This window comes from Rhodococcus sp. GXMU-t2271 (assembly GCF_041414735.1).
In the GTDB taxonomy this organism is placed as follows: domain Bacteria; phylum Actinomycetota; class Actinomycetes; order Mycobacteriales; family Mycobacteriaceae; genus Rhodococcus; species Rhodococcus indonesiensis.
In genome coordinates this window covers 50908-71254 of sequence record NZ_JAUIZP010000038.1, presented here as the reverse complement: position 1 = coordinate 71254, position 20347 = coordinate 50908, and the positions used below count along the sequence as shown (strand labels likewise).

The following is a 20347-nucleotide window of genomic DNA, read 5'->3' as shown; positions in this document are numbered from 1 at the left end:
CCGCGGTAGCCTGCGCTCGTGAGCCCCGCCGCGCCGCAGCCCGAACCCGCCACCCCCGCCCTGTCGCATCTCGACGACGTCCGCGACGCCGTCGAGCCCTACCCGGACCGGCCGCGTCCGCAGCGTGTCCTCGTCGCCGAGGGGGCCCGCGTGGTGGTCTTCGCCTTCGACGCCGGGCAGGAACTGCGCGAGCACAGCGCCGCGTTTCCGGTGCTGCTGCAGGCCCTCACGGGTCACCTGCAGGTGACCGCCGACGGGCGCACCGTGGACCTCGAGCCGGGCGGGGTGGTGCACATGACCACCCGGCTGCCGCACGCGGTACGAGCCGTCGTGCCGTCGCGGCTCATGCTGACGATGCTCGATCCAGCCGCGCGCTGAGCGCCGCCGCGATCGACGCCGCCTTCGCCTTGGCGCGGTCGGCGTTCGTCCCTGCGAACAACTCGTCGACGGCCTCGTCCCACAGCCGCACCCAGCGGTCGAATCGCGCCGCGTCGAGCCCGTACTGCCGGTGCAGCGCGGCGTGCACCGGCACGAGGGCGCCGCGGTACCGGCCGGTGCGCAACAGCACCTGCTCCCAGAAGTCCCCGATCGTCGGCAGATGGTCGTCGAGACCCACCACGGCCAGGGTCGAGAACGGCGCCTCGAGTACGGGATCGACGAGCGCGCGCTCGTAGAACCGGCGCAGCAGCCGATCGATGTCGGCGCGGGTCGCGAGGTCGGTCGGGGCGGACGGGGAGCGCAGCACGTTGCCCGACGGTACCGCCTAGAATCGACGGCGCACGTCGTCACGGATTGTCGATCACCGAACTGTCCATCACTGCCTCAGGAGCCACTTGTGCCCGTCGCGCCCGACGCCAACCCGTCCTTCGCCGCCTACGCCGATCCGACCCGCCTGGTGTCGACGGAGTGGCTGTCCGCCCACCTGGGTGCACCCGAGGTGAAGGTCGTCGAATCGGACGAGGATGTGCTGCTCTACGACGTCGGCCACATCCCCGGCGCCGTGAAGATCGACTGGCACCTCGACCTCAACGACCCGGTCACCCGCGACTACATCGACGGCGCCCAGTTCGCCGCCCTGATGGACCGCAAGGGCATCCGTCGCACCGACACGGTCGTCATCTACGGCGACAAGTCGAACTGGTGGGCCGCCTACGCGCTGTGGGTGTTCACGCTGTTCGGCCACGAGGACGTGCGCCTGCTCGACGGCGGCCGCGACGCCTGGATCGCCGAGAACCGCGACACCACCCTCGACATCCCGGTGAGCACCACCAGCGGCTACCCGGTGGTCGAGCGGGACGACGCCGCGATCCGCGCGTTCAAGGACGACGTCCTGGACCATCTCGGTAAGGGACCGCTCGTGGACGTGCGCTCGCCGCAGGAGTACACGGGCGAGCGCACCCACATGCCGGACTACCCCGAGGAAGGCGCGCTGCGCGGCGGGCACATCCCCACCGCGGTGTCCATTCCGTGGGCGCGGGCAGCGGCACCGGACAGCCGGTTCCGGTCGCGCGCCGAACTCGAGGAGATCTACGCCGACATCGCGCGGGACGCCGACGTCATCGCGTACTGCCGCATCGGCGAACGGTCGAGCCACACGTGGTTCGTGCTGACGCACCTGCTCGGCTACGAGCACGTCCGCAACTACGACGGATCGTGGACCGAGTGGGGCAATGCGGTACGGGTGCCGATCGTCAAGGGCGAGGAGCCCGGAGAGGTGCCGGCCCGGTGACTCTGCCCGCACCTCTCGCCGAGATCGTCGACGACTTCGCCGCGGTCGAAGGTCAGGACAAGCTGCAGCTGCTGCTCGAGTTCAGCCGGGAACTTCCGCCGATTCCCACCGAACTCGAGGAAGCGGCCATGGAGCCGGTGCCCGAGTGCCAGTCACCGCTGTTCCTGTCCGTCGACACGGCCGACCGTGAGCATGTGCGGCTGCACTTCAGCGCGCCCCCCGAGGCCCCGACCACCCGCGGCTTCGCGTCCATCCTGCATCAGGGGCTCGACGGTCTCAGTGCCGAACAGATCCTCGGGGTCCCCGACGATTTCTACTCGGCCCTCGGCCTGGCCGACGCCGTCAGCCCGCTGCGCCTGCGGGGGATGAGCGCAATGCTCGCGCGCATCAAGCGGCACCTGCGCGCCTGAGAAGTCATGGAGTTCACCGAGCTGGCGGACTACCCGATCCCGGCGGGTGTACTGACCGAATGGCTGCCGTGCGCTGCGGAGGATGCCTGGAGGACCGATCCGCGGCCGGTGTCGCACGTCCACGAGGCGCATCTGCGCCGCACCGCGGGCAGCCGTTACGGCGACGTTCCGGATGCGTGGCTGGGTACCGCCTTCGAGGTCCGGGGGCATCTCGAGCCGGAGCCGTTCCGGCGCGCCCTCGAGCGCTGGATCGACCGCCACGAACCGCTGCGCAGCCACGTCACCCTGAGCGGCGACGCAGCCGCCGGCGGCGCGATCCGGCGCACCACACCCGCCGGTGCGGTGTCGGTCCGGTTCATCCGGCACCTGCCCTCCGCTCCGGACGACATCTGCGAGCACCTCGAGCAGCTGCTGGCCGACTGCACCGAGCCGCACACGTGGCCGGCGTACGTCTTCGCCACCCTCGAACCCGAGGACGTGGACGCGTCCGGCCCGTCGTTCACGGTGTTCTTCGCCGCGGACCATGCCGTGGCCGACGCCTACTCGGTCGTCCTGGTCGCCCACGAGATCACCGCCCTGTACGAGCAGGAGCGGACCGGCCGGCCGGCCGGGTTGTTTCCCGTGGGCAGCTACATCGACTTCGGTGCCACGGAACGGGCCGACGCCGCGGATCTGGCCGGCGACCACGAGGCCGTGCGGATCTGGCGAGACGCCCTGACCGCCGGCGGCGGTGGGATGCCCGAGTTCCCGTTGCCCCTCGGCCCCCGGCCGGCCGGTGCGTCGCCGCAGCGTCGACTGTCCGTGCGGATGCTCGACGACGACCGGGCCAACCGGTTCGCCGCCCGCTGCCGGGAGGCCGGGCACGGGTTCCTCGCCGGCACGCTCGCGTGCCTCGCCCGTGCCGCGGTCGAACTCGCGGGTGTCGAACAGTTCCGGACGATCGCGCCCGCCCACACCCGCAGCGGCCCGATGTGGGCCGGGGCCCTCGGCTGGTTCGTGGGATTGCGTCCGGTCGAGATCGACACGACCGGCACCGCGGACTTCGCGACGCTCGCGGCGCGCGCCGGCGCCGAACTGCGCCGCACCCGGGCGAGCGCCCGGGTGCCGTTCGACCTGGTCGGCGAACTGCTGGGGATACCCATGCGACCTCGATTCCTGGTGTCGTACATGGACATTCGCTTCGTCCCCATGGCCGCGCAGTGGCCGCAGTGGAACGCGCGGACGTTGCGCAGCCGCAGCTACACACACGACGTGTTCCTGTGGTTCAACCGCAGCCCGAAGGGAGTGAACCTGGCGGGCCGGTTCCCCGACACGCCGACCGCCGCGGCCAACGTGCCGCCGTTCGTCGAACGGGTCCGGACCTTGATGCACGAGGTGAGCGAGGACCGCGAGTGGGACACGCCGGAACGCGGGAACCGGGGCGATCCGACTACCGGCCGGTAACGTTCCCGGGTTCCGGGCGCCCCGTAAGGTGGAGTGGCTATCCGGTTACATCGTCTATCGGATTGGCGCATACACTCCCAGAGACGGCAATAACCTAACGATCGATCAACAGGAGGCTCCGTGCCCAGTCATGCCAGCGCGCACATCACGAAGGTGCTCGTCGCCAACCGCGGCGAGATCGCTGTGCGGGTCATCCGAGCCGCCAAGGACGCCGGTTACGGGAGCGTGGCCGTCTACGCAGAACCCGACGCCGACGCCCAGTTCGTGAAGCTCGCCGACGAGGCATTCGCACTCGGCGGCCAGACCTCCGCCGAGTCCTACCTGGTGTTCGACAAGATCCTCGACGCCGCCCGCAAGTCCGGCGCCGACGCGATCCACCCCGGCTACGGCTTCCTGTCCGAGAACGCCGACTTCGCCCAGGCCGTGCTCGACGCCGGCCTGATCTGGATCGGCCCCTCCCCGCAGTCCATCCGCGACCTCGGCGACAAGGTCACCGCACGGCACATCGCCGAGCGCGCCCAGGCGCCGATGGCCGCCGGCACCAAGGATCCCGTCAAGAACGCCGACGAGGTCGTGGAGTTCGCGAAGCAGTACGGCGTGCCGGTCGCGATCAAGGCGGCCTTCGGTGGTGGCGGCCGCGGCATGAAGGTCGCGCACTCCATCGAGGAGATCCCCGAGCTGTTCGAGTCCGCGACCCGTGAGGCCGTCGCCGCCTTCGGCCGCGGCGAGTGCTTCGTCGAGCAGTACCTCGACAAGGCCCGCCACGTCGAGGCGCAGGTCATCGCCGACCAGCACGGCAACGTCATCGTCGCCGGCACCCGCGACTGCTCGCTGCAGCGCCGCTTCCAGAAGCTCGTCGAGGAGGCCCCCGCGCCGTTCCTGACCGACGAGCAGCGCCGGCGCATCCACGAGTCCGCCAAGGCCATCTGTCGCGAGGCCGGCTACTACGGCGCCGGCACGGTCGAGTACCTCGTCCAGGGCGACACCGTCTCCTTCCTCGAGGTCAACACCCGCCTGCAGGTCGAGCACCCGGTCACCGAGGAGACCGCCGGCATCGACCTGGTGCGTCAGCAGTTCCGCATCGCCAACGGCGAGAAGCTCGAGATCACCGAGGACCCGACCCCGCGCGGGCACTCGTTCGAGTTCCGCATCAACGGCGAGGACGCCGGCCGCGGCTTCCTGCCGGCCCCCGGCCCGATCAGCGTGTACAAGGAACCCACGGGCCCCGGCGTGCGCGTCGACTCCGGTGTCGTCGCCGGCGACGTCATCGGTGGCCAGTTCGACTCGATGCTCGCCAAGCTGATCGTCACGGGTGAGACCCGGCAGCAGGCGCTCGAGCGCGCCCGTCGCGCCCTGGCCGAGTTCGAGGTCGACGGCCTGGCCACCGTGATCCCGTTCCACCGGCACATCGTCGAGCACCCCGCGTTCGTCGGGGACGGCGAGAAGTTCGACGTGTACACCAAATGGATCGAAACCGAGTGGGAGAACACCGTCGAGCCGTACACCGGCGGTGCGGCAGCAACCGAGGACGAGGACGAGGCCCTGCCGCGGCAGAACGTCGTCGTCGAGGTCGGCGGTCGTCGCGTCGAGGTGTCGCTGCCCGGCCAGTTCACCCTCGGCGCCGGTGGCGCTGCCGCCGGTGGCGCGCTCCGCAAGAAGCCGAAGCCGCGCAAGCGCGGGGGTGCCCACGGAGGCAAGGCCTCGGGTGACGCGGTCACCGCGCCGATGCAGGGCACCGTCGTCAAGGTCGCGGTCTCCGAGGGCCAGGAGGTCGCCGAGGGCGACCTGATCGTGGTGCTCGAGGCCATGAAGATGGAGAACCCGGTCAACGCGCACAAGGCCGGTGTCGTCACGGGCCTGGCGGTCGAGCCGGGCGCCGCCATCACCCAGGGCACGGTGCTCGCCGAGCTCAAGTAGTCCCGCGTGCGACGGCGCGCCCCGGGAATCCGAGGATTCCGGGGGCGCGCCGTCGCACGTCCCGGGTCTAGGGTGGTGACATGGCCGATTCACCGGAGATCCGTGTCGGCACGGTCGAGCGCGAGCAGGCTCAGCGCCTGCTCGGCGAGCACTTCGGTGCCGGCCGCCTCACCCTCGCCGAGTTCGAGGACCGCAGCGGTCGCATTGCCGCCGCCACCACCCGCCGCGACCTCGCACTGCTGTTCACCGACCTGCCTCCCGTGACCGGCCGGACCGACGCGCGCCGGCGCGGGTGGTGGCTTCTGGTCCCGGTCGTGGTGCTCGGACTGTTCGCGCTCCACGAACTCCTGGAACCGGGCGTGTGGATCATGACAGGTGCGGGCGCCGCCGCCACCGTCGCCGTCCTCGCCGTCCGCGCCCGCACCGGGCGGCCCCGCCCGGCCGAGCCGGCCTTCCTGCGCGACGGCCCTCCGGTCCCCGCCCCTCGGGAACCGCAACCGCCCGCCGCCCGCGACGTCCCCGACGTGGTGTGGCTGCTGGCGATGAGCATGTTCGCCGTCGCCCCGGCGCTGGTCCTGCGGCATCCGGTGGCGCTGCTGATCTCCGCGGTCGCGCTGATCCTGATCATCTCCAGAGCATTTCGGACCGGCACCGGCGGGTCGGGCGGCTGACGACCCACTACTGTGGACCCATGGCCGACTCCCCCGAGGTCCGTATCGGCACCGTCGAACGCGAGCAGGCGCTGAACCTGCTCGGCGAGCACTTCGGTGCCGGCCGGCTCACCCTCACCGAATTCGACGAGCGCAGCGCCAAGGCGGCGGCCGCCACCACCCGTGCCGAACTCGACGCCCTGTTCACCGATCTTCCCCCCTCCACCCCGAACACGCCTGCGCCGGTGAAGGACACCGCGAAGGCCGAGCAGTGGGAGAAGTGGCGCACCACCGCCATGGCGCTGGTCCCGTTCGTCGCGCTGGTGCTGTTCTTCGTCTTCGACAACAACTGGCTGTGGTTCCTGCTGATCCCGGTCGCGGGAATCCTGTTCTCCGCGACCAAGGGCACGAAGGGTGGCTGCTGAGTGGAGCCCGTCGAGATCAACGCGGGCAACTGGTATCTGCTCGCCGAGGACCCCGAGGCGTGGGCCGCAGACACCGGCTACCACTGGTCGGTGCGGGAGGCGACGACCGCCGCCGTCGAAGCCACCGTCGAACTGCGTCCCGACGGGACATTGACCGGCACGGCCGAACCCGGCTGCTCCGACGCCCTGGCCGCGGGTTCGGCCGCGGTGCGACGGTTCGCCGAGGGCGCTTTGGGCATGACGGTCACCGAAGGTCCATGACCGCCCGGCTCGCGCCGGTGACGCTCACGCTCGTGGTCGTCACCGTGCTGCTCATGCTGCCGGGCGATGCGACCCCGTCCGGCTTCCCGCACGCCGACAAGATCACGCACGCGCTGATGTTCGCGGTACTCGCGTACGCCTCCCGCTTCGCCCGCATCCCGCCCGCCGCGACCGTCGTCTGGCTCGCGGTGTACGCGGCGCTCACCGAGGTCCTCCAGGCCGCCGTCGCGGTGCGCCGGTCGGGGTCGGTGTGGGACTGGTGCGCAGACCTGGCCGGGGCGCTGCTCGGCATCGCGCTGTTTGCCGCGGTGCGTCGCCGTTCCCGAGCACGGGCGTAGGCGCCCGCGTCCGCCGGGACGACTTCCCCGCTGCCGCGAGGCGCCGCGAACAGCGGAAACGGACGCCAGCCGTGGTGTCGCCTCCGGGCGGTACGCTGCGCGCATGCCGCATCCCGTCATGTTCGACGAGTCCGATCCGCTGCTGGCACGGGTACGTGGGCTGGCACTGACCTTCCCGGGTGCCGCCGAGAAGATCTCGCACGGCAGGCCGTTCTTCCACACGAAGACTGCGTTCGCCGTGTACGGCGGGTCGGTGAAGGCCACGGGCGCGCAATTCCCGCGGTCTCTGCTCGTCAAACCGGACACCGCCGAGCACGACGCTCTGCTCGGGCAGCGGCACACCTTCACTCCGGCGTATCTGGGTCCGTCGGGGTGGATCGGGTTCGATCTGGATCGGGCCGACGTCGACTGGGACGAGGTCGCCGAGTTGCTCGACATGTCGTTCCGGGTCACGGCACCGGCGCGGCTGGTGCGCGAGTTGGACGGCCGCGTCGGATGATCCGGGCCGCGGTACCGCCGGTCCGGATCTCACCCCAGTAGAGCCTGCCCGAGGCGGTCCCGATCGGTGTTCGTGAGCCCCAGGCCCTCGTCGAGGTACCGGTCGAACGACCCGAACGTGTCCTGCGCCGTCGCGAATGCCACCTCGAGGTACTCGGCGCGGACGCCGAGAACGGATTCGAGGTCCGCACGGTCCACCCCCTTCTCGGTGAGCGCCGCGAGGATCGGTTCGAACACCGGCAGCAGCAACTCGTTGGTCAGGAGGTAGTCCTCGAACACCGAGTCGAGCTCGACACCGACCGCCCGCAGGAGCACCGCTGCGGCCCAGCCGGTGCGGTCCTTGCCGGTGGTGCAGTGCACGAGAACCGGGGCACCGTCGTCGGCGAGCAGCGAGTGCAGCAGCGTCCGATACGCTGCCCGGGCGCTCGGCAGCAGCACGAAGTCGCGGTAGCTGCCCCGCAGGTAGTCGGCGCCGCGGCCGTCTCCGAGAATCTCCCGGGCGAACGCGGCGTCGGTCAGCAACTCCTTCATGTGCGCGGCAATCGAACCGTGCTCACGATCGGCGAGCACGTCGAGGGGTAGATGCCGGGCGCCGGCCGGCATCCGGTCGGGCGCCGCCTCCCGTTCCGCGGCCGTGCGCAGATCCACGACCGCCGTCAGGCCGAGGCCTTGGAGTACGCGTGCATCCGCGTCGGTGACCCGGCTCAGGTCGGTCGAGCGGTACACCACGCCCCGTCGCACGGACGCACCGTCCCGGGTGGCCCACCCGCCGATGTCGCGCAGGTTCGGGATCGACTTCGGTTCGAGCCCGGGCCCGGACGTTCGGGCAGGGCTACCGGCGGCGGAGTCCGACATGGGCCCACCCTAGCCGGGTCGATTCAGGCTGTCGTGCCCGCTTCCTCGGCGGACTCGCCCGCTACCGCGTGAGAGCGCGGACGTCGTGCTCGATGGTCGCGTCGCTGGGGAGCGCCAGTGCCGGCAGGTCGACGAGGGCATTGACGATGACGGCGAACAGCATGGGATTTCTCCTTCGGTTTTCGCGAGGCGCACTCGCTACCGCTTTCCGGGGTGTTCCGGCGAGTTCCGCACACGTCACGACTGTGGCTGTCGCTGCCCGTTCGGCGGATCCGTGGTGACACCGGATTCCGGCACCGTGGTGACACCGGAGGCGATCCGTGCCAGCACGGTGGTGCCCGCGTCGACGTGGGAGGAGACTGAGACGGTCCGGGAGGAGGCCGGGGTGCGGCAACGGGTGATTCAGCTGCTCGTCGTGGTCACCGTGGTGCTCGTCGCGTCGATCGCCGCGGCAGTGGACCGCTCGCCGACGGGACTGCGGGATCCGGCGCGCACGCTCCTGCTCGGACCGCGCGAGTCCTTCGCTGCCGCCGAGGGCCCGTTCCTGCCGGTGTTCGGCCCAACCGAACTCGGGTTGTTCCTCGGCGCCGGTGTGGCGTTCGTCGTGGCCGGAGCGATCGCGTGGAACACCCGCCCGCACGACCTGACCGGTCCCCTCGTCCTCATCGCCGGCCTGCTGTGGTTCCTCGGTGGTCTGCGACGCTCCGGCGAGCCCGTGGCCTTCACCGTCGGCGTGGTGGCGACGAACCTGTACCTGCCCGTCCTGCTCCAGGCTCTCGTGGGGTTCCCGACCGGTCGGCTGGAACGACCGTGGCAGCGCGTGTTCGTCGGTGCCGCCTGGATTCTCGCCACGGTCGGCATCGTGGCCGAGTGGCTGTTCTTCGATCCGCGGACCGCACCCGCGGCGTCCCCGTCGACGTCGACGAATTTGCTTCTCCTGCGCGATGACCCGGCCCTTGCACGGATCGTGCAGCTCGTCGTCGGGTTCTGCGCGTTCCTGATCGTGGTGACACTCGTGGTGGTGGTGGTCGCGCGCTGGCGGTCGGGGTCGCCGGCGTACCGGTCCGGGTTCGCGCCCCTCGGCATCGCATACGGTCTCTCGGCGGTGATCACGCTCGCCGTGCTCTCCAGCGCGGTGAACCTGCCGTGGTCGCCCCCGCCCTGGGTGCTCAACCTGCGCTACCCGGCCACGGCGTTGTTCCCGCTCGCGGTCGCGGTCGGCCTCGTCCGGTATCGGCTCGCACGAGCTGCGGTCAGCGACGCGATGGTCGAGATCGGCACCGCGCCGCTCGGTCTGGGGTTCGTCGACGCGCTCCGACGCGCCGTGCACGATCCCAGCCTGGTGCTGTGGACGTACGTCCCGGAGCGGGCGACGTACGTCGATCCGGACGGTGCGGTACGGGCGCTGCCCCGCCGGTCGGATTCCCGGGCGGCGACCGTCCTCGAGCGCGCCGGCACACCGGTGGGCGCGCTCGTGTACGACCCGTCGCTCGAGACACAGCCCGAGCTGCTCGCCGCGGTCCGCAGCGCCACCGCGCTGGCTCTCGAGCACGAGCGACTGCACGCGGACCTGCAGCTCCGGCTCGACGAGGTGCGGCGCTCCCGCGAACGGATCGTCACGGCCGGCGACGTCCAGCGCCGGCGTCTCGAGCGCGACCTGCACGACGGTGCGCAGCAGCGTCTCGTCGCCGCGTCGCTGCTGCTGCGCCGTGCGCAGCGCGCCGGGGACGAGCCGACCCTGCGGCGGCTGCTCGCGGACGGTGCTGCCGAACTCGACGTCGCGCTGCGGGAACTGCGCGAGCTCGCCAGAGGCGTGTACCCGGCGGTGCTCACCGAGCGCGGGCTCGCGGCGGCGCTGCGATCGCTGGCCGAGCGGGCACCCGTGCCCGTGGACATCGACGACGCACTCGACGAACGGCCCTCGGCCCCGGTCGAACTCGCCGCGTACCTCATCGGCGCGGAGGCGGTCACCAACGCAGGTAAGCACTCCGGGGCCTCCGTCGTCCGGATCGGCCTGCACCGGGCGGGCGACATGCTGCGCATGACGATCCGGGACAACGGGCACGGCGGTGCGCGAGCCACCGCCGGTGGCGGCCTGGACGGGCTGCGCGATCGGACCGCGGCGCTCGGCGGCGAGTTCGTCCTCGACAGCCCCGAGGGCGGGGGCACGACCGTCGACGTCACCCTGCCGTTCCGCGTCGACGCCGGGTCCTGACCGGGAACCCGATGGACGGTTCTGTGATCGCGCAACGCGCGGGCCACCTCCGCGGCCCTCGGGCGACCCCGTCAGGTCCGCGCGATCGCCCCCAAGACCCGGTCCAGGGCGTCGAGTGCCTCGTCCAGTTCGGCGGTGGTGACCGTCAGCGGCGGCCGGAACCGGATGCCGCGCTGCCCGGTGCCGATCATCAGCACGTGCTCGTCGACCCGCAGGTGGGTGAGCACGGCGTCGCGCACGGCCGGCGTGGGCAGGGTGAACGCACACATCAGGCCGCGCCCTCGGGGCTCGCCGACCAGCCGGTGGCGGACGGCGAGCTGCTTCAGCCCGGACAGCAGGTGCGCCCCCGTCATCCGTGCGCGGTCGACGAGGCGGTCCCGCTCGATCACCTCGAGAATCCGCCGCGCACGGACCATGTCGGTCAGGTTGCCGCCCCACGTGGAGTTCAGCCGCGACGACACGGCGAAGACGTTGTCGGGGATCTCGTCGATCCGGCCGCCGGCCATGATGCCGCAGACCTGGGTCTTCTTGCCGAAGGCGACGATGTCGGGGGCGACGCCGAACTGCTGGTACGCCCACGTGGTTCCGGTCAGCCCGACGCCGGTCTGTACCTCGTCGAAGATCAGCAGCGCATCGTGCCGGCGGCACAGTTCGGCCATGGCCTGGAAGAACTCGGGCCGGAAGTGATGGTCACCACCCTCGCCCTGAACGGGTTCGGCGATGAAACACGCGATGTCGTGCGGATTCTCGGCGAACGCCCGGTGCGCCTGCTGCAGTGCGTGCGCCTCGGCGGCCTCGACGTCGCGATCGTCGGCCAGGTAGGGCGCGTCGATGCGCGGCCAGCGGAACTTGGGATACCGGGCCGTCTTCACCGGGTCCGTGTTGGTGAGGGACATCGTGTAACCGGTGCGGCCGTGGAACGCCTCGGTGAGGTGGAGAACGCTGCCCCCGAGGTCGGAGCCGAGTCCGCGCGCCTCGTTGAGCCGGCTCTTCCAGTCGAAGGCCGCCTTGAGTGCGTTCTCCACCGCGAGTCCGCCGCCGTCGACGAAGAACAGGTGCGGCAGGGCCGGGTCGCCGAGCACCCGGGCGAAGGTGTCGACGAACCGGGCCATCGCCACGGTGTAGATGTCGGAGTTGCTCGGCTTGTTCGCGGCGGCCGCGGTGAGTTCGGCGGTGAACGCCGGGTCGTCGACGATGTCGGGGTGGTTCATCCCGAGTGCGGAGGACGCGAAGAACCCGAACATGTCGAGGTAGGTCGTGCCGTCCCGTTGGTCGACGAGCCGCACCCCCCGCGATCGATCGAGGTCGAGGACGAGATCGAACCCGTCCACCAGCAGATGTTCGCGCAGAACGGCGTGTACCCGGCTCGGGGGCAGCTCGCGGGCACCGTCCGGGTGTCGGAATGCAGTGCTCATGCCACGAGAGTACGTTAGTTTTCCCCCTATACCGGGTGCATACCGGAAGATCGATCCACAGACACGCTATCGTTCGTAAAATGTTTGGAGAATGACTGTGCTGCGGGTGGCCACGTTCGCCGTCGCGCGGATCTCCTGCAGGAGTTGTTCGAGCGCCCGCGGCGAGGCGACGCGCACGAGCAGGATGTAGCTCTCGTCCCCCGCCACGGAGTGGCAGGATTCGATGGCGTCGATGTGCCGCAACCGCGCCGGCGCATCGTCCGGCTGGGACGGGTCGAGAGGGGTGATCGCGACGAACGCCGACAGCATCAGCCCGAGTGCCTCGGGATCGACCTTGGCCGTGTACCCGCGGATCACCTGCCGGGCTTCGAGACGGCGGACCCGGGACTGCACCGCGGAGATCGACAATCCGGCCTTCTCCGCGAGTGTGGCCAGCGTCGCCCGGCCGTCCACCACCAATTCGCGCATGAGCAGCCGGTCGATCTCGTCCAGGGACTCCTTGGAGTTTTCCGCCATCAGCGCAGGCTAACCGACCCGGAAAGGACATCGACGATGAATCCGACTGGCAATCTCCACGATCGCGCCGCGGCCGCGCTGCGCCGCTGCGGGGCGGGCGCGCCCGCGCTCGACGGCCCCCACCCGGTCACCAGTCCGATCGACGGTTCGGAGCTCGCGCGGCTGCACCCGGCGAGCGCGGGGGATGTCGATGCCGCGGTCACCGCGGCGAGCGCGGCCTTCGAGCGCTGGCGGCAGGTCCCTGCGCCGGTGCGGGGGCGGCTGGTCCGCAGGCTCGGGGAGCTGCTCGGCGAGCACAAGTCCGACCTTGCCGAACTCGTCACGCTCGAGGCCGGGAAGATCCCCTCCGAGGCCCTCGGCGAGGTGCAGGAGATGATCGACATCTGTGAATTCGCGGTGGGCCTCGCGCGCCAGCTCTACGGCCGCACCATGCCGTCGGAGCGCCCCGGCCACCGGCTGATGGAAACCTGGCATCCACTGGGCGTCGTCGCGGTGATCTCGGCGTTCAACTTCCCCGTCGCCGTGTGGTCCTGGAACACCGCGATCGCGCTGGTGTGCGGCGATCCGGTGGTGTGGAAGCCGTCGGAGAAGACCCCGCTCACGGCGCTGGCCTGCCACGCCCTGCTCGAGCGGGCCACCCGCGATGTGGGTGCCCCCGGCGGCCTGCACCACGTCCTCGTCGGCGATGCAGCCGTCGGCGAGGCGCTGGTCGACGACCCCCGCGTCGCACTGGTCAGTGCGACGGGTTCGATCAGGATGGGTCGCATCGTCGCGCCCCGGGTGGCGGCGCGGTTCGGGCGCTGCCTGCTCGAACTCGGCGGCAACAACGGCGCGATCGTCGGCCCCTCCGCCGACCTCGAGCTCGCCGTGCGGGCCGTGGTGTTCGCCGCGGCCGGCACCACCGGTCAGCGTTGCACCTCCCTGCGACGGCTCATTGCCCATCGCTCGGTCGTCGACGAAGTGACCGAGCGGATCGCCAAGGCCTACTCGGGGCTGCGGGTGGGTGATCCGTTCGGCGAGGGGGTGCTCGTCGGCCCGCTGATCGACGGCCGTGCCCACGCCGCGATGCGGGCCGCGCTCGAACGCGCCGAACTCGACGGCGGCATCGTCGTCACGGGCGGGGACCCGGTCGAGGTCCCCGGCGACGGGGTGTACGTCCGGCCTGCGATCGTGCGAATGCCGGCCCAGACGGAGGTGGTCCGCGAGGAGACGTTCGCACCGATCCTCTACGTGCTGACCTACGACGACTTCGACGAGGCGATCGCCCTACACAACGGAGTGCCCCAGGGGCTTTCGTCGTCGATCTTCACCACCGACCAACGTGAGGCCGAGCGTTTCCTCGCCGCCTCGGACTGCGGCATCGCCAATGTCAACATCGGCACCTCCGGCGCCGAGATCGGAGGTGCGTTCGGCGGGGAGAAGGAGACCGGCGGCGGACGCGAGTCGGGTTCGGACTCGTGGAAGGCGTACATGCGCCGCGCCACCAACACGATCAACTTCTCCGACGATCTCCCCCTGGCGCAGGGTGTGGAGTTCGGTTGAGCGACACGTTGGTTCCGTACCGGCTGTGGGGGTGCCGACCGGATCGGTTCGACACCGAAATCGAGGGCGAGTTCGCGTGGACCGACCACATCGTGCGGACCCTCGGCGCGGCGTTCGATCCGGCCGGTGCCGAGATCCGGAGGGACGTGTCCCTGCTGCCGGAGACGCACGGCGTCAGCGTGCGCGCCGACGGGCTGACGCTCGGGATCCTCGGCGACGGCGACGCGCTGCGCTACGGGCCGGTGCTGCGCCGCGTCGTCGCGGGCGGGTACCTGCCGACGGTGCCGGGCCGCATCTGGGCCGCGGACGCGGGCACCTACAACGACGACCCCGCCCGCAGCGGGCGCATCATCGCGCGCGTCACGGTCAGCCTCGGCGCCCCGGCCCGGCTGGTGCCCCGCAACGATCCGCCGGACGTGCCCTACACCCTGTTGCCCGCGGGTCGCACCCTGCAGGTCACCGGGGAGGAACAGCACTTCGACCTGCTGCACCCCTATGCCGACCCGCCCGGCAAGTACGCCCTGCTCGTCACCCTGCACGACGCGGACGGCACGCTGGTGGAGGTGCGGGTGGACGACCGGCCGTGCGGGCATCTCGGCCGGCGGTCCAGCGCGCGTCTGCTGCCGATCGTGACCCACCTGTCCGCGCGGGGGCTGCGTACCGCCGCCCGTGCCGCGGTGAGCGGATCCCGGCTGGCCGCCGAGGTGACGGTGTCGGTGACGCCGGCCGACGAGATCGACGAGCGCGCCCTCGACGGGCCACCGGTGACCGTGCCGCGGCTGGCGCCCGGACCGGTCGCCGACCCACCCGACCCGGTGCTCCCGATGCACCGGTACCACGGGTGGGGCGGCCAGATCGTCGTGCAGGGAGACCGGCTGTGGATCCTGCGGGAGGGCCCCGTGGCGCGAGCTCTGGGACCGGTTCCGTTGACGCCCAAGAGAATCCGCTTACGGGATGTGAGGGACGTGCAGTTCCGCCCGGCGCTGCCGCAGACCGACGGCATGCTCCGGATCGTGACGGGCAACGGGGACGGTGCGCCGGCGCCGGCGGATCCCGACACCGTGGTGTTCCACCACCCCGATCGGCAGCGGTTCCAGGCGCTCGCCGACTGGCTGCGGCACGTCGCCGCCGTGAACGCCGGACCACCACCATGAGCCGGGGACGAGCGGGGACACAGGACGCCGGATCGAGGCGCGCGCGAAAGTTCCATCTGCGCAGGAATTTTCCCGCGCGGACGGCACCGGAGCGCGCGACACGACGAGCCTCGGCGCTGCGGCGGGCTACAGCCGCCGCAGCAGCTCCGCCTCGCCCGGCTCGACGACGATCGTGGCCGGCGCGCTCTGCCCGTAGTACCGGGTACGCAACCGCCAGAGCCGCGCGTGCCCGAGTTCGTTGCGCCAGCCCCCCAGGTAGTACTTCCGGCCGATCCTGGCCATGACGGCAGGCGGCGGGGTGCTCGGCTGCACCGTGGCCCGGCCGTGCAGCCGCAGGACCGGCCCCCGCTCGCCGTCGTCGAGCAGCACGACGACGGCGGGATTCGCGGCGGCGTTGCGCGCCGCCACGGTGTCGCGCCCGGTAGCGAAGTACAACCGGCCGTCGACGTGCACGAACCACAGGGGCGCCAGGGCCGCCGCGCCCTTCGGCGACCGGGTCGCCAGGCGCGCGACGCGGGCGCGGGTAAGGAAGTCGCGCACGACGGCGTCGTCGGCCTTCACGGCTCCGGCTCCTCGTGCAGGGTCGCGTAGTCCCACGCGGTGGCCCGGCGCGGCGTGAAGACGAACCAGGCGAGGTCCGCACGTCCGTCGGGGGCGGGAGCGTCCGCTGCCGTCAGGCGGCCGCGCCAGTTCACCGCCCGCAGCTCGAACCAGAACTCGCCGTCGTCGAGCAGGACGGTGACCCGCTCGAGTCCGGCCGTGGGCGGCACCGATTCCCGCGGCACACCGACCCACAATCGGCCGTCGTACCGTCGGATCCGCGCGGGCAGCGCGGTGACCGACCCGGCCTCGTCGAAGGCGATCGCCGCGCGACCGTGCCCGATCAGCCTGTCGGCAAGCGGTTCCGGTTCGACGCGCTGGGTGATCCGCCCCATGTCGACAGACGATACCGCCGGATCATCCGCGACGGCCAGGCTCGCGCGGGGCCGGCCGGATCCGGACGGGTTCGGGCACGGTGACGGTCTCGTTGTCGGGCAACGACTCTTCCCGCCGGCGCCCGACGTCGGCGACCGTGTCGACGTCCGCGAGTGGCGCCGCCCCCTGTCGCGCGACGGTCTCGTCGTAGAGCTCGAACCACGGGAAGCCGCGCGCCGTGTAGTCGCTCGCGGCCAGCGGCCGGGTCGGTGGGTCCTCGTCCGTGAGCGCGCGCCACTGCTCGCTGTTCACCAGGCGTACCTCGACCACGGACCGGTGGTCGAGATCCCACGCGTCGTGCGACTCGACCGGGGTGGCGACGCCCTGGTCGACGGATCCGCCGGCGCCGAGTCCCATGGCCGGGGCCGGGGCGAAGGCGTGCAGCGGGCGCCGGGAGTCGAACTCGGCGCGCTCCTCCCATCGTTGCGCCCGCATGGGACAGGCCGCGACGCGGATCCCGCCCCGCGCCGGCCCGGACCGCAGTTGCTCCTCGACGCTGTAGCCGGACCCGAGCGGCATCGCGACGAACTGGCGCACCCGGCCCTGCGCCACGACGTAGCCGTCGAGCCACGGTTGTGCCGGCACCTCGAGGTAGTCCTCGCGTTCGAAGTCCGGCTCCGGCGACCAGGGTTCGCCGGTGAGCGCATCGACGTCCCCGGCGCCGACCTTCACCAGGAACGGGTACCGGGACTCGAACCCGAGCCAGCACGCCTCCGACTGCCACATCGGCATCACGAGGCCGCCGTGGGATCGCCGCGAAGGCGGCAGCGCGGCCTCGTCGAGCTCGGCGACGGCCCGCAGCGGGAACCGTCCCAGCCCGGGCGGCAACGGATAGGTGTTGCCGTCGTCGGGCACCCGCAGGGTGCGGTGGAAGGAGACGGCCATGCGGGCGGCAGCGTGCACCTCCGGGAACTCGAACACCAGGCGGTCCTTCTCGAGAGCGAGCGCCACGTCGTCCTCCCGTCCGCGTGTTGCGGTGCCGTGCACGTGCGGGTGAGGGTACGCCGCGGCGGGCGGTCCGGTCGAGGGCCGGCACCGCGCGGCGCGCGACTCACGTGACGCGGGCCACAGCTGTGGTAGACCAGGGAACATGTTTCCTGGGAACTTCGTCGCCACGACGCCCGACAAGCCCGCCATCGTGCGGGCCGCCACCGGGGAGTCGCTCACCTACCGGCAGCTCGACGAGAACTCCGTCCGCCTCGCGAAGTACCTGCGCGCCGCGGGCCTCGAACCGGGCGATCACATCGCGCTGATCTCCGACAACGATCTGCGGGTCATGGAGGTCTACTGGGCGGCGCTGCGGTCCGGCCTGTACGTCACGGTGGTGAACTGGCATCTGACCCCGGCCGAGGCCGCGTACGTGGTGAACGACTGCGGCGCGAAGGTGCTCGCCGCCTCGGCCGGTGCGGCCACCGCGGTCGACACCGGCGCCGGGGCCTATCCGAACGTGGTCCGCCGGCTCGTGTACGGCGGTGCGCTGCCCGGTTTCGACGACTACTCCGAGGCGCTCGCCGCGTTCGACGCCTCGCCCCTCGAGTCGCAGCCGCGCGGTCAGGACATGCTGTATTCGTCCGGAACGACCGGGCGGCCCAAGGGCATCAAGCCGAAGTTGCCCGAGGGTCAGGTGCAGGACGTTCCGGATCCCTACACGGCGGTGTTCGCGCCGATGTACGGGTTCGACGCCGACACCGTCTACCTGTGCCCCGCGCCCCTCTATCATGCTGCTCCCCTTCGTTTCTGCGGCACCATCCAGTCGGTCGGGGGAACTGTGATCCTCATGGACCGGTTCGAGCCCGAGGAGGCACTCGCCCTGATCGACCGCTACCGGGTCACGCACAGCCAGTGGGTCCCGACGATGTTCGTGCGGATGCTCAAGCTTCCCGGCGAGGTGCGCGGCAAGTACGACGTGTCGAGCCTGAAGGTCGCCATCCATGCGGCGGCACCGTGCCCGGCGGAGATCAAGCGCGCGATGATCGAGTGGTGGGGCCCGGTCGTGTACGAGTACTACGCCTCCACCGAGGGTGCCGGCGCCACGTTCATCGATTCGGCGCAGGCGCTGGCGCATCCCGGGTCGGTCGGACGCGACGGGGTCATGGGGATCGTCCACATCTGCGACGACGAGGGACGCGAACTTCCCACCGGCGCGGTCGGCACCGTGTGGTGGGAGCGGGACGAGCATCCGTTCCAGTACCACAACGATCCCGAGAAGACCCGTGAGGCCACGCATCCCGACCATCCGACGTGGACCACGAGCGGCGACATCGGGTACCTCGACGAGGAGCGCTACCTGTACCTCACCGACCGGGCTGCGTTCACCATCATCTCCGGCGGTGTGAACATCTACCCCCAGGAGTCGGAGAACGTGCTCACCCTGCATCCCAAGGTGTACGACGTCGCCGTGATCGGGGTTCCGAACGAGGAGATGGGCGAGGAGGTCAAGGCCGTCGTCCAGCTCGTCGACGGGGTCGAGCCCGGGCCCGAGGTCGAGCGTGAGCTCCTCGACTTCGTCCGGGAACGCGTCTCCCACTTCAAGGCACCGCGCAGCATCGACTTCTCCGACGACCTGCCGCGTACTCCCACCGGCAAACTCGTCAAGCACAAGCTGCGCGCCCGCTACCTCACCCCGGCGGGCTGACCGTGCCCGCCGATCTCGCCGAGCTCGCCGGTCTGCTCCCGGACGGCGCGCTGATCACCGACCCGGATCTGCTCGCCGGATACCGGCAGGACTGGGCCCGCGATCCGGACGCCGCCGTCCCCCGCGCGGTGGTGCGGGCCACGCGCACGGCGGACGTGCAGGCCACGTTGCGCTGGGCGAGCACACACCGGGTGCCCGTGGTGCCGCGCGGTGCGGGCACCAGCCTGTCCGGCGGCGCGGGCGGCCTCGCGGGTGGGATCGTGCTGAGCACCGAGCGGATGCGCGCGATCACCGTGGACCCGGTCACCCGCACGGCGGTCGTCCAGCCGGGACTGCTCAACGCCGAGGTCAAGCGCGCCGCGGCCGAGCATGGGTTGTGGTATCCACCCGACCCGTCGTCGTTCGAGATGTGCACCATCGGGGGCAACGCGGCGACCAACGCCGGTGGACTGTGCTGCGTGAAGTACGGCGTCACCACGGACTACGTGCTCGGTCTGGAGGTGGTCCTCGCCGACGGTACCGCGGTGCGGCTCGGTGGACCGCGCGTCAAGGACGTGGCGGGCCTGTCGCTGACCAAGCTGTTCGTCGGCAGCGAGGGCACCCTCGGCGTCATCACCGAGGTGACGCTGCGGCTCCTCCCGCCGCAGCCGCCGGCCTCGACGATGGTCGCCACGTTCGGCTCGGTGCAGGCCGCGGCGGACGCGGTGCTGGCCGTCACGGCGACGTTGCGGCCCGCGATGCTCGAGTTCATGGACCGCGCCTCGATCAACGCCGTCGAGGACGCACTGCACATGGGGCTGGACCGCACCACCGAGGCGATGCTCATCGCCCGGTCCGACGCGCCCGGCACGGCGTCCGCGCAGGAGATCGCGACGATGGTGAAGGCGTGCGAGGACGCCGGTGCCGACGAGGTGTTCTCGACCGACGACCCCGAGGAGGGAGAGGCGTTCGCGGCGGCGCGGCGGATGGCCATCCCGGCGGTCGAACGGACCGGCAGCCTGCTGCTCGAGGATGTCGGCGTCCCCCTGCCGGCCCTGCCGGCACTCGTCGGGGGCGTCGCCGAGATCGCCGAACGCAACGCGGTGACGGTCGCGGTCATCGCGCACGCCGGTGACGGCAACACCCATCCGCTGATCGTGTACGACCCCGCCGACGCCGACCAGACGGCCCGGGCGCACCTGGCGTTCGGGCAGATCATGGACCTGGCGATCGCGCTGGGCGGCACCATCACCGGCGAGCACGGGGTGGGCCGGTTGAAGAAGGCGTGGCTGCCGGACCAGGTGGGTCCCGACGTGATGGACCTGACCCGGCGGATCAAGGCGGCACTCGACCCGGACTCGATCCTCAATCCGGGCGTCATCCTCTGAAG

22 protein-coding genes are annotated in these 20347 nt (G+C 71.4%); 15 read left to right on the top strand and 7 right to left on the bottom strand.

The genetic code is table 11. From position 1 onward, the window contains the following. Window positions 1-18: 18 nt before the first annotated feature. Window positions 19-378, top strand: coding sequence for a cupin domain-containing protein (locus tag QYS60_RS15415; RefSeq protein ID WP_054372180.1), 360 nt, complete (start codon window positions 19-21; stop codon window positions 376-378). On the opposite strand, the gene QYS60_RS15410 is transcribed toward QYS60_RS15415, so the two are convergent. Further along, on the bottom strand, window positions 344-745 hold the full coding sequence (locus QYS60_RS15410) for a group III truncated hemoglobin (RefSeq protein ID WP_289378720.1): 402 nt from the start codon (window positions 743-745) through the stop codon (window positions 344-346). The two genes, QYS60_RS15415 and QYS60_RS15410, sit on opposite strands and share 35 nt — an antisense overlap. A gap of 90 nt (window positions 746-835) precedes the next feature. On the opposite strand from QYS60_RS15410, the gene QYS60_RS15405 reads away from it, so the two are divergent. The 9 genes from QYS60_RS15405 (at window position 836) to QYS60_RS15365 (ending at window position 7672) form a co-directional block, all read left to right on the top strand. Then, window positions 836-1729 (top strand): sulfurtransferase, encoded by an 894-nt coding sequence (locus QYS60_RS15405; protein WP_054372178.1) that lies wholly within the window; start codon window positions 836-838, stop codon window positions 1727-1729. Then, the gene (locus QYS60_RS15400; RefSeq protein WP_289378718.1) at window positions 1726-2139 is read left to right on the top strand and encodes a SufE family protein; all 414 of its coding nucleotides are present in this window, start codon (window positions 1726-1728) and stop codon (window positions 2137-2139) included. The genes QYS60_RS15405 and QYS60_RS15400 overlap by 4 nt, the downstream gene beginning before the upstream one ends. A 6-nt stretch (window positions 2140-2145) precedes the next feature. Next, window positions 2146-3582, top strand: a complete 1437-nt coding sequence (locus QYS60_RS15395) for a condensation domain-containing protein (RefSeq protein ID WP_371383582.1) — start codon at window positions 2146-2148, stop codon at window positions 3580-3582. A gap of 120 nt (window positions 3583-3702) precedes the next feature. Continuing rightward, window positions 3703-5499, top strand: coding sequence for a biotin carboxylase N-terminal domain-containing protein (locus tag QYS60_RS15390; RefSeq protein WP_371383581.1), 1797 nt, complete (start codon window positions 3703-3705; stop codon window positions 5497-5499). An 80-nt stretch (window positions 5500-5579) separates the two neighbouring features. After that, entirely contained in the window at window positions 5580-6170 is a 591-nt protein-coding gene (locus tag QYS60_RS15385) for a DUF1707 domain-containing protein (protein ID WP_371383580.1), read from the top strand. A gap of 20 nt (window positions 6171-6190) precedes the next feature. After that, window positions 6191-6574, top strand: a complete 384-nt coding sequence (locus tag QYS60_RS15380) for a DUF1707 domain-containing protein (RefSeq protein WP_371383578.1) — start codon at window positions 6191-6193, stop codon at window positions 6572-6574. After that, window positions 6575-6835, top strand: a complete 261-nt coding sequence (locus tag QYS60_RS15375; RefSeq protein WP_371383576.1) for a hypothetical protein — start codon at window positions 6575-6577, stop codon at window positions 6833-6835. After that, a complete protein-coding gene (locus QYS60_RS15370) occupies window positions 6832-7173 on the top strand; it encodes a VanZ family protein (protein ID WP_371383575.1) in 342 nt (113 codons plus the stop codon). The genes QYS60_RS15375 and QYS60_RS15370 overlap by 4 nt, the downstream gene beginning before the upstream one ends. A gap of 103 nt (window positions 7174-7276) precedes the next feature. Then, window positions 7277-7672 (top strand): MmcQ/YjbR family DNA-binding protein, encoded by a 396-nt coding sequence (locus QYS60_RS15365; RefSeq protein WP_371383574.1) that lies wholly within the window; start codon window positions 7277-7279, stop codon window positions 7670-7672. A 29-nt stretch (window positions 7673-7701) separates the two neighbouring features. Here the strand turns inward: QYS60_RS15365 and QYS60_RS15360 are convergent, their stop codons facing one another. Next, a complete protein-coding gene (locus QYS60_RS15360) occupies window positions 7702-8526 on the bottom strand; it encodes a tyrosine-protein phosphatase (protein ID WP_371383573.1) in 825 nt (274 codons plus the stop codon). A gap of 277 nt (window positions 8527-8803) precedes the next feature. Here QYS60_RS15360 and QYS60_RS15355 point away from each other — a divergent pair, with 277 nt between their 5' ends. Then, entirely contained in the window at window positions 8804-10741 is a 1938-nt protein-coding gene (locus QYS60_RS15355; protein WP_371383572.1) for a sensor histidine kinase, read from the top strand. Window positions 10742-10812: 71 nt separating this feature from the next. On the opposite strand, the gene lat is transcribed toward QYS60_RS15355, so the two are convergent. After that, complete coding sequence (lat, locus tag QYS60_RS15350; protein ID WP_289378707.1) at window positions 10813-12156, bottom strand: L-lysine 6-transaminase; 1344 nt, start codon at window positions 12154-12156, stop codon at window positions 10813-10815. Window positions 12157-12222: 66 nt separating this feature from the next. Then, window positions 12223-12672, bottom strand: a complete 450-nt coding sequence (locus tag QYS60_RS15345) for an Lrp/AsnC family transcriptional regulator (protein ID WP_054372167.1) — start codon at window positions 12670-12672, stop codon at window positions 12223-12225. Window positions 12673-12708: 36 nt separating this feature from the next. Between QYS60_RS15345 and QYS60_RS15340 the strand changes: the two genes are divergently transcribed. Next, the gene (locus QYS60_RS15340) at window positions 12709-14214 is read left to right on the top strand and encodes an aldehyde dehydrogenase family protein (RefSeq protein WP_289378706.1); all 1506 of its coding nucleotides are present in this window, start codon (window positions 12709-12711) and stop codon (window positions 14212-14214) included. Further along, window positions 14211-15368 (top strand): hypothetical protein, encoded by a 1158-nt coding sequence (locus QYS60_RS15335; RefSeq protein WP_289378705.1) that lies wholly within the window; start codon window positions 14211-14213, stop codon window positions 15366-15368. The genes QYS60_RS15340 and QYS60_RS15335 overlap by 4 nt, the downstream gene beginning before the upstream one ends. Window positions 15369-15494: 126 nt before the next feature. On the opposite strand, the gene QYS60_RS15330 is transcribed toward QYS60_RS15335, so the two are convergent. Genes QYS60_RS15330 through QYS60_RS15320 form a run of 3 tightly spaced genes read right to left on the bottom strand, consistent with a single transcriptional unit; the run spans window position 15495 to window position 17294 of the window. Then, window positions 15495-15929 carry a pyridoxamine 5'-phosphate oxidase family protein gene (locus QYS60_RS15330; protein ID WP_289378704.1) on the bottom strand — a complete coding sequence of 145 codons (435 nt, stop codon included), beginning with the start codon at window positions 15927-15929 and terminating at the stop codon, window positions 15495-15497. Further along, complete coding sequence (locus tag QYS60_RS15325; RefSeq protein WP_371383571.1) at window positions 15926-16303, bottom strand: hypothetical protein; 378 nt, start codon at window positions 16301-16303, stop codon at window positions 15926-15928. Before QYS60_RS15325 ends, QYS60_RS15330 begins: the two co-directional genes overlap by 4 nt. 22 nt (window positions 16304-16325) lie before the next feature. Next, window positions 16326-17294 carry a hypothetical protein gene (locus tag QYS60_RS15320; RefSeq protein WP_371383611.1) on the bottom strand — a complete coding sequence of 323 codons (969 nt, stop codon included), beginning with the start codon at window positions 17292-17294 and terminating at the stop codon, window positions 16326-16328. A 139-nt stretch (window positions 17295-17433) separates the two neighbouring features. Between QYS60_RS15320 and QYS60_RS15315 the strand changes: the two genes are divergently transcribed. Further along, a complete protein-coding gene (locus QYS60_RS15315) occupies window positions 17434-18978 on the top strand; it encodes an AMP-binding protein (protein ID WP_371383570.1) in 1545 nt (514 codons plus the stop codon). Further along, window positions 18975-20345, top strand: a complete 1371-nt coding sequence (locus QYS60_RS15310; protein WP_289378723.1) for an FAD-binding oxidoreductase — start codon at window positions 18975-18977, stop codon at window positions 20343-20345. The genes QYS60_RS15315 and QYS60_RS15310 overlap by 4 nt, the downstream gene beginning before the upstream one ends. The last annotated feature ends 2 nt before the right edge of the window (window positions 20346-20347 follow it).

Excerpts from the sequence above, each read along its gene's own strand:
- QYS60_RS15380 (WP_371383578.1), top strand. The coding sequence starts at position 6,191 with ATGGCCGACTCCCCCGAGGTCCGTATCGGCACCGTCGAACGCGAGCAG.
- QYS60_RS15325 (WP_371383571.1), bottom strand. The coding sequence starts at position 16,303 with ATGGGGCGGATCACCCAGCGCGTCGAACCGGAACCGCTTGCCGACAGG.
- QYS60_RS15360 (WP_371383573.1), bottom strand. The coding sequence starts at position 8,526 with ATGTCGGACTCCGCCGCCGGTAGCCCTGCCCGAACGTCCGGGCCCGGG.
- QYS60_RS15395 (WP_371383582.1), top strand. The coding sequence starts at position 2,146 with ATGGAGTTCACCGAGCTGGCGGACTACCCGATCCCGGCGGGTGTACTG.
- QYS60_RS15370 (WP_371383575.1), top strand. The coding sequence starts at position 6,832 with ATGACCGCCCGGCTCGCGCCGGTGACGCTCACGCTCGTGGTCGTCACC.
- QYS60_RS15365 (WP_371383574.1), top strand. The coding sequence starts at position 7,277 with ATGCCGCATCCCGTCATGTTCGACGAGTCCGATCCGCTGCTGGCACGG.
- lat (WP_289378707.1), bottom strand. The coding sequence starts at position 12,156 with ATGAGCACTGCATTCCGACACCCGGACGGTGCCCGCGAGCTGCCCCCG.
- QYS60_RS15315 (WP_371383570.1), top strand. The coding sequence starts at position 17,434 with ATGTTTCCTGGGAACTTCGTCGCCACGACGCCCGACAAGCCCGCCATC.
- QYS60_RS15345 (WP_054372167.1), bottom strand. The coding sequence starts at position 12,672 with ATGGCGGAAAACTCCAAGGAGTCCCTGGACGAGATCGACCGGCTGCTC.
- QYS60_RS15340 (WP_289378706.1), top strand. The coding sequence starts at position 12,709 with ATGAATCCGACTGGCAATCTCCACGATCGCGCCGCGGCCGCGCTGCGC.
- QYS60_RS15385 (WP_371383580.1), top strand. The coding sequence starts at position 5,580 with ATGGCCGATTCACCGGAGATCCGTGTCGGCACGGTCGAGCGCGAGCAG.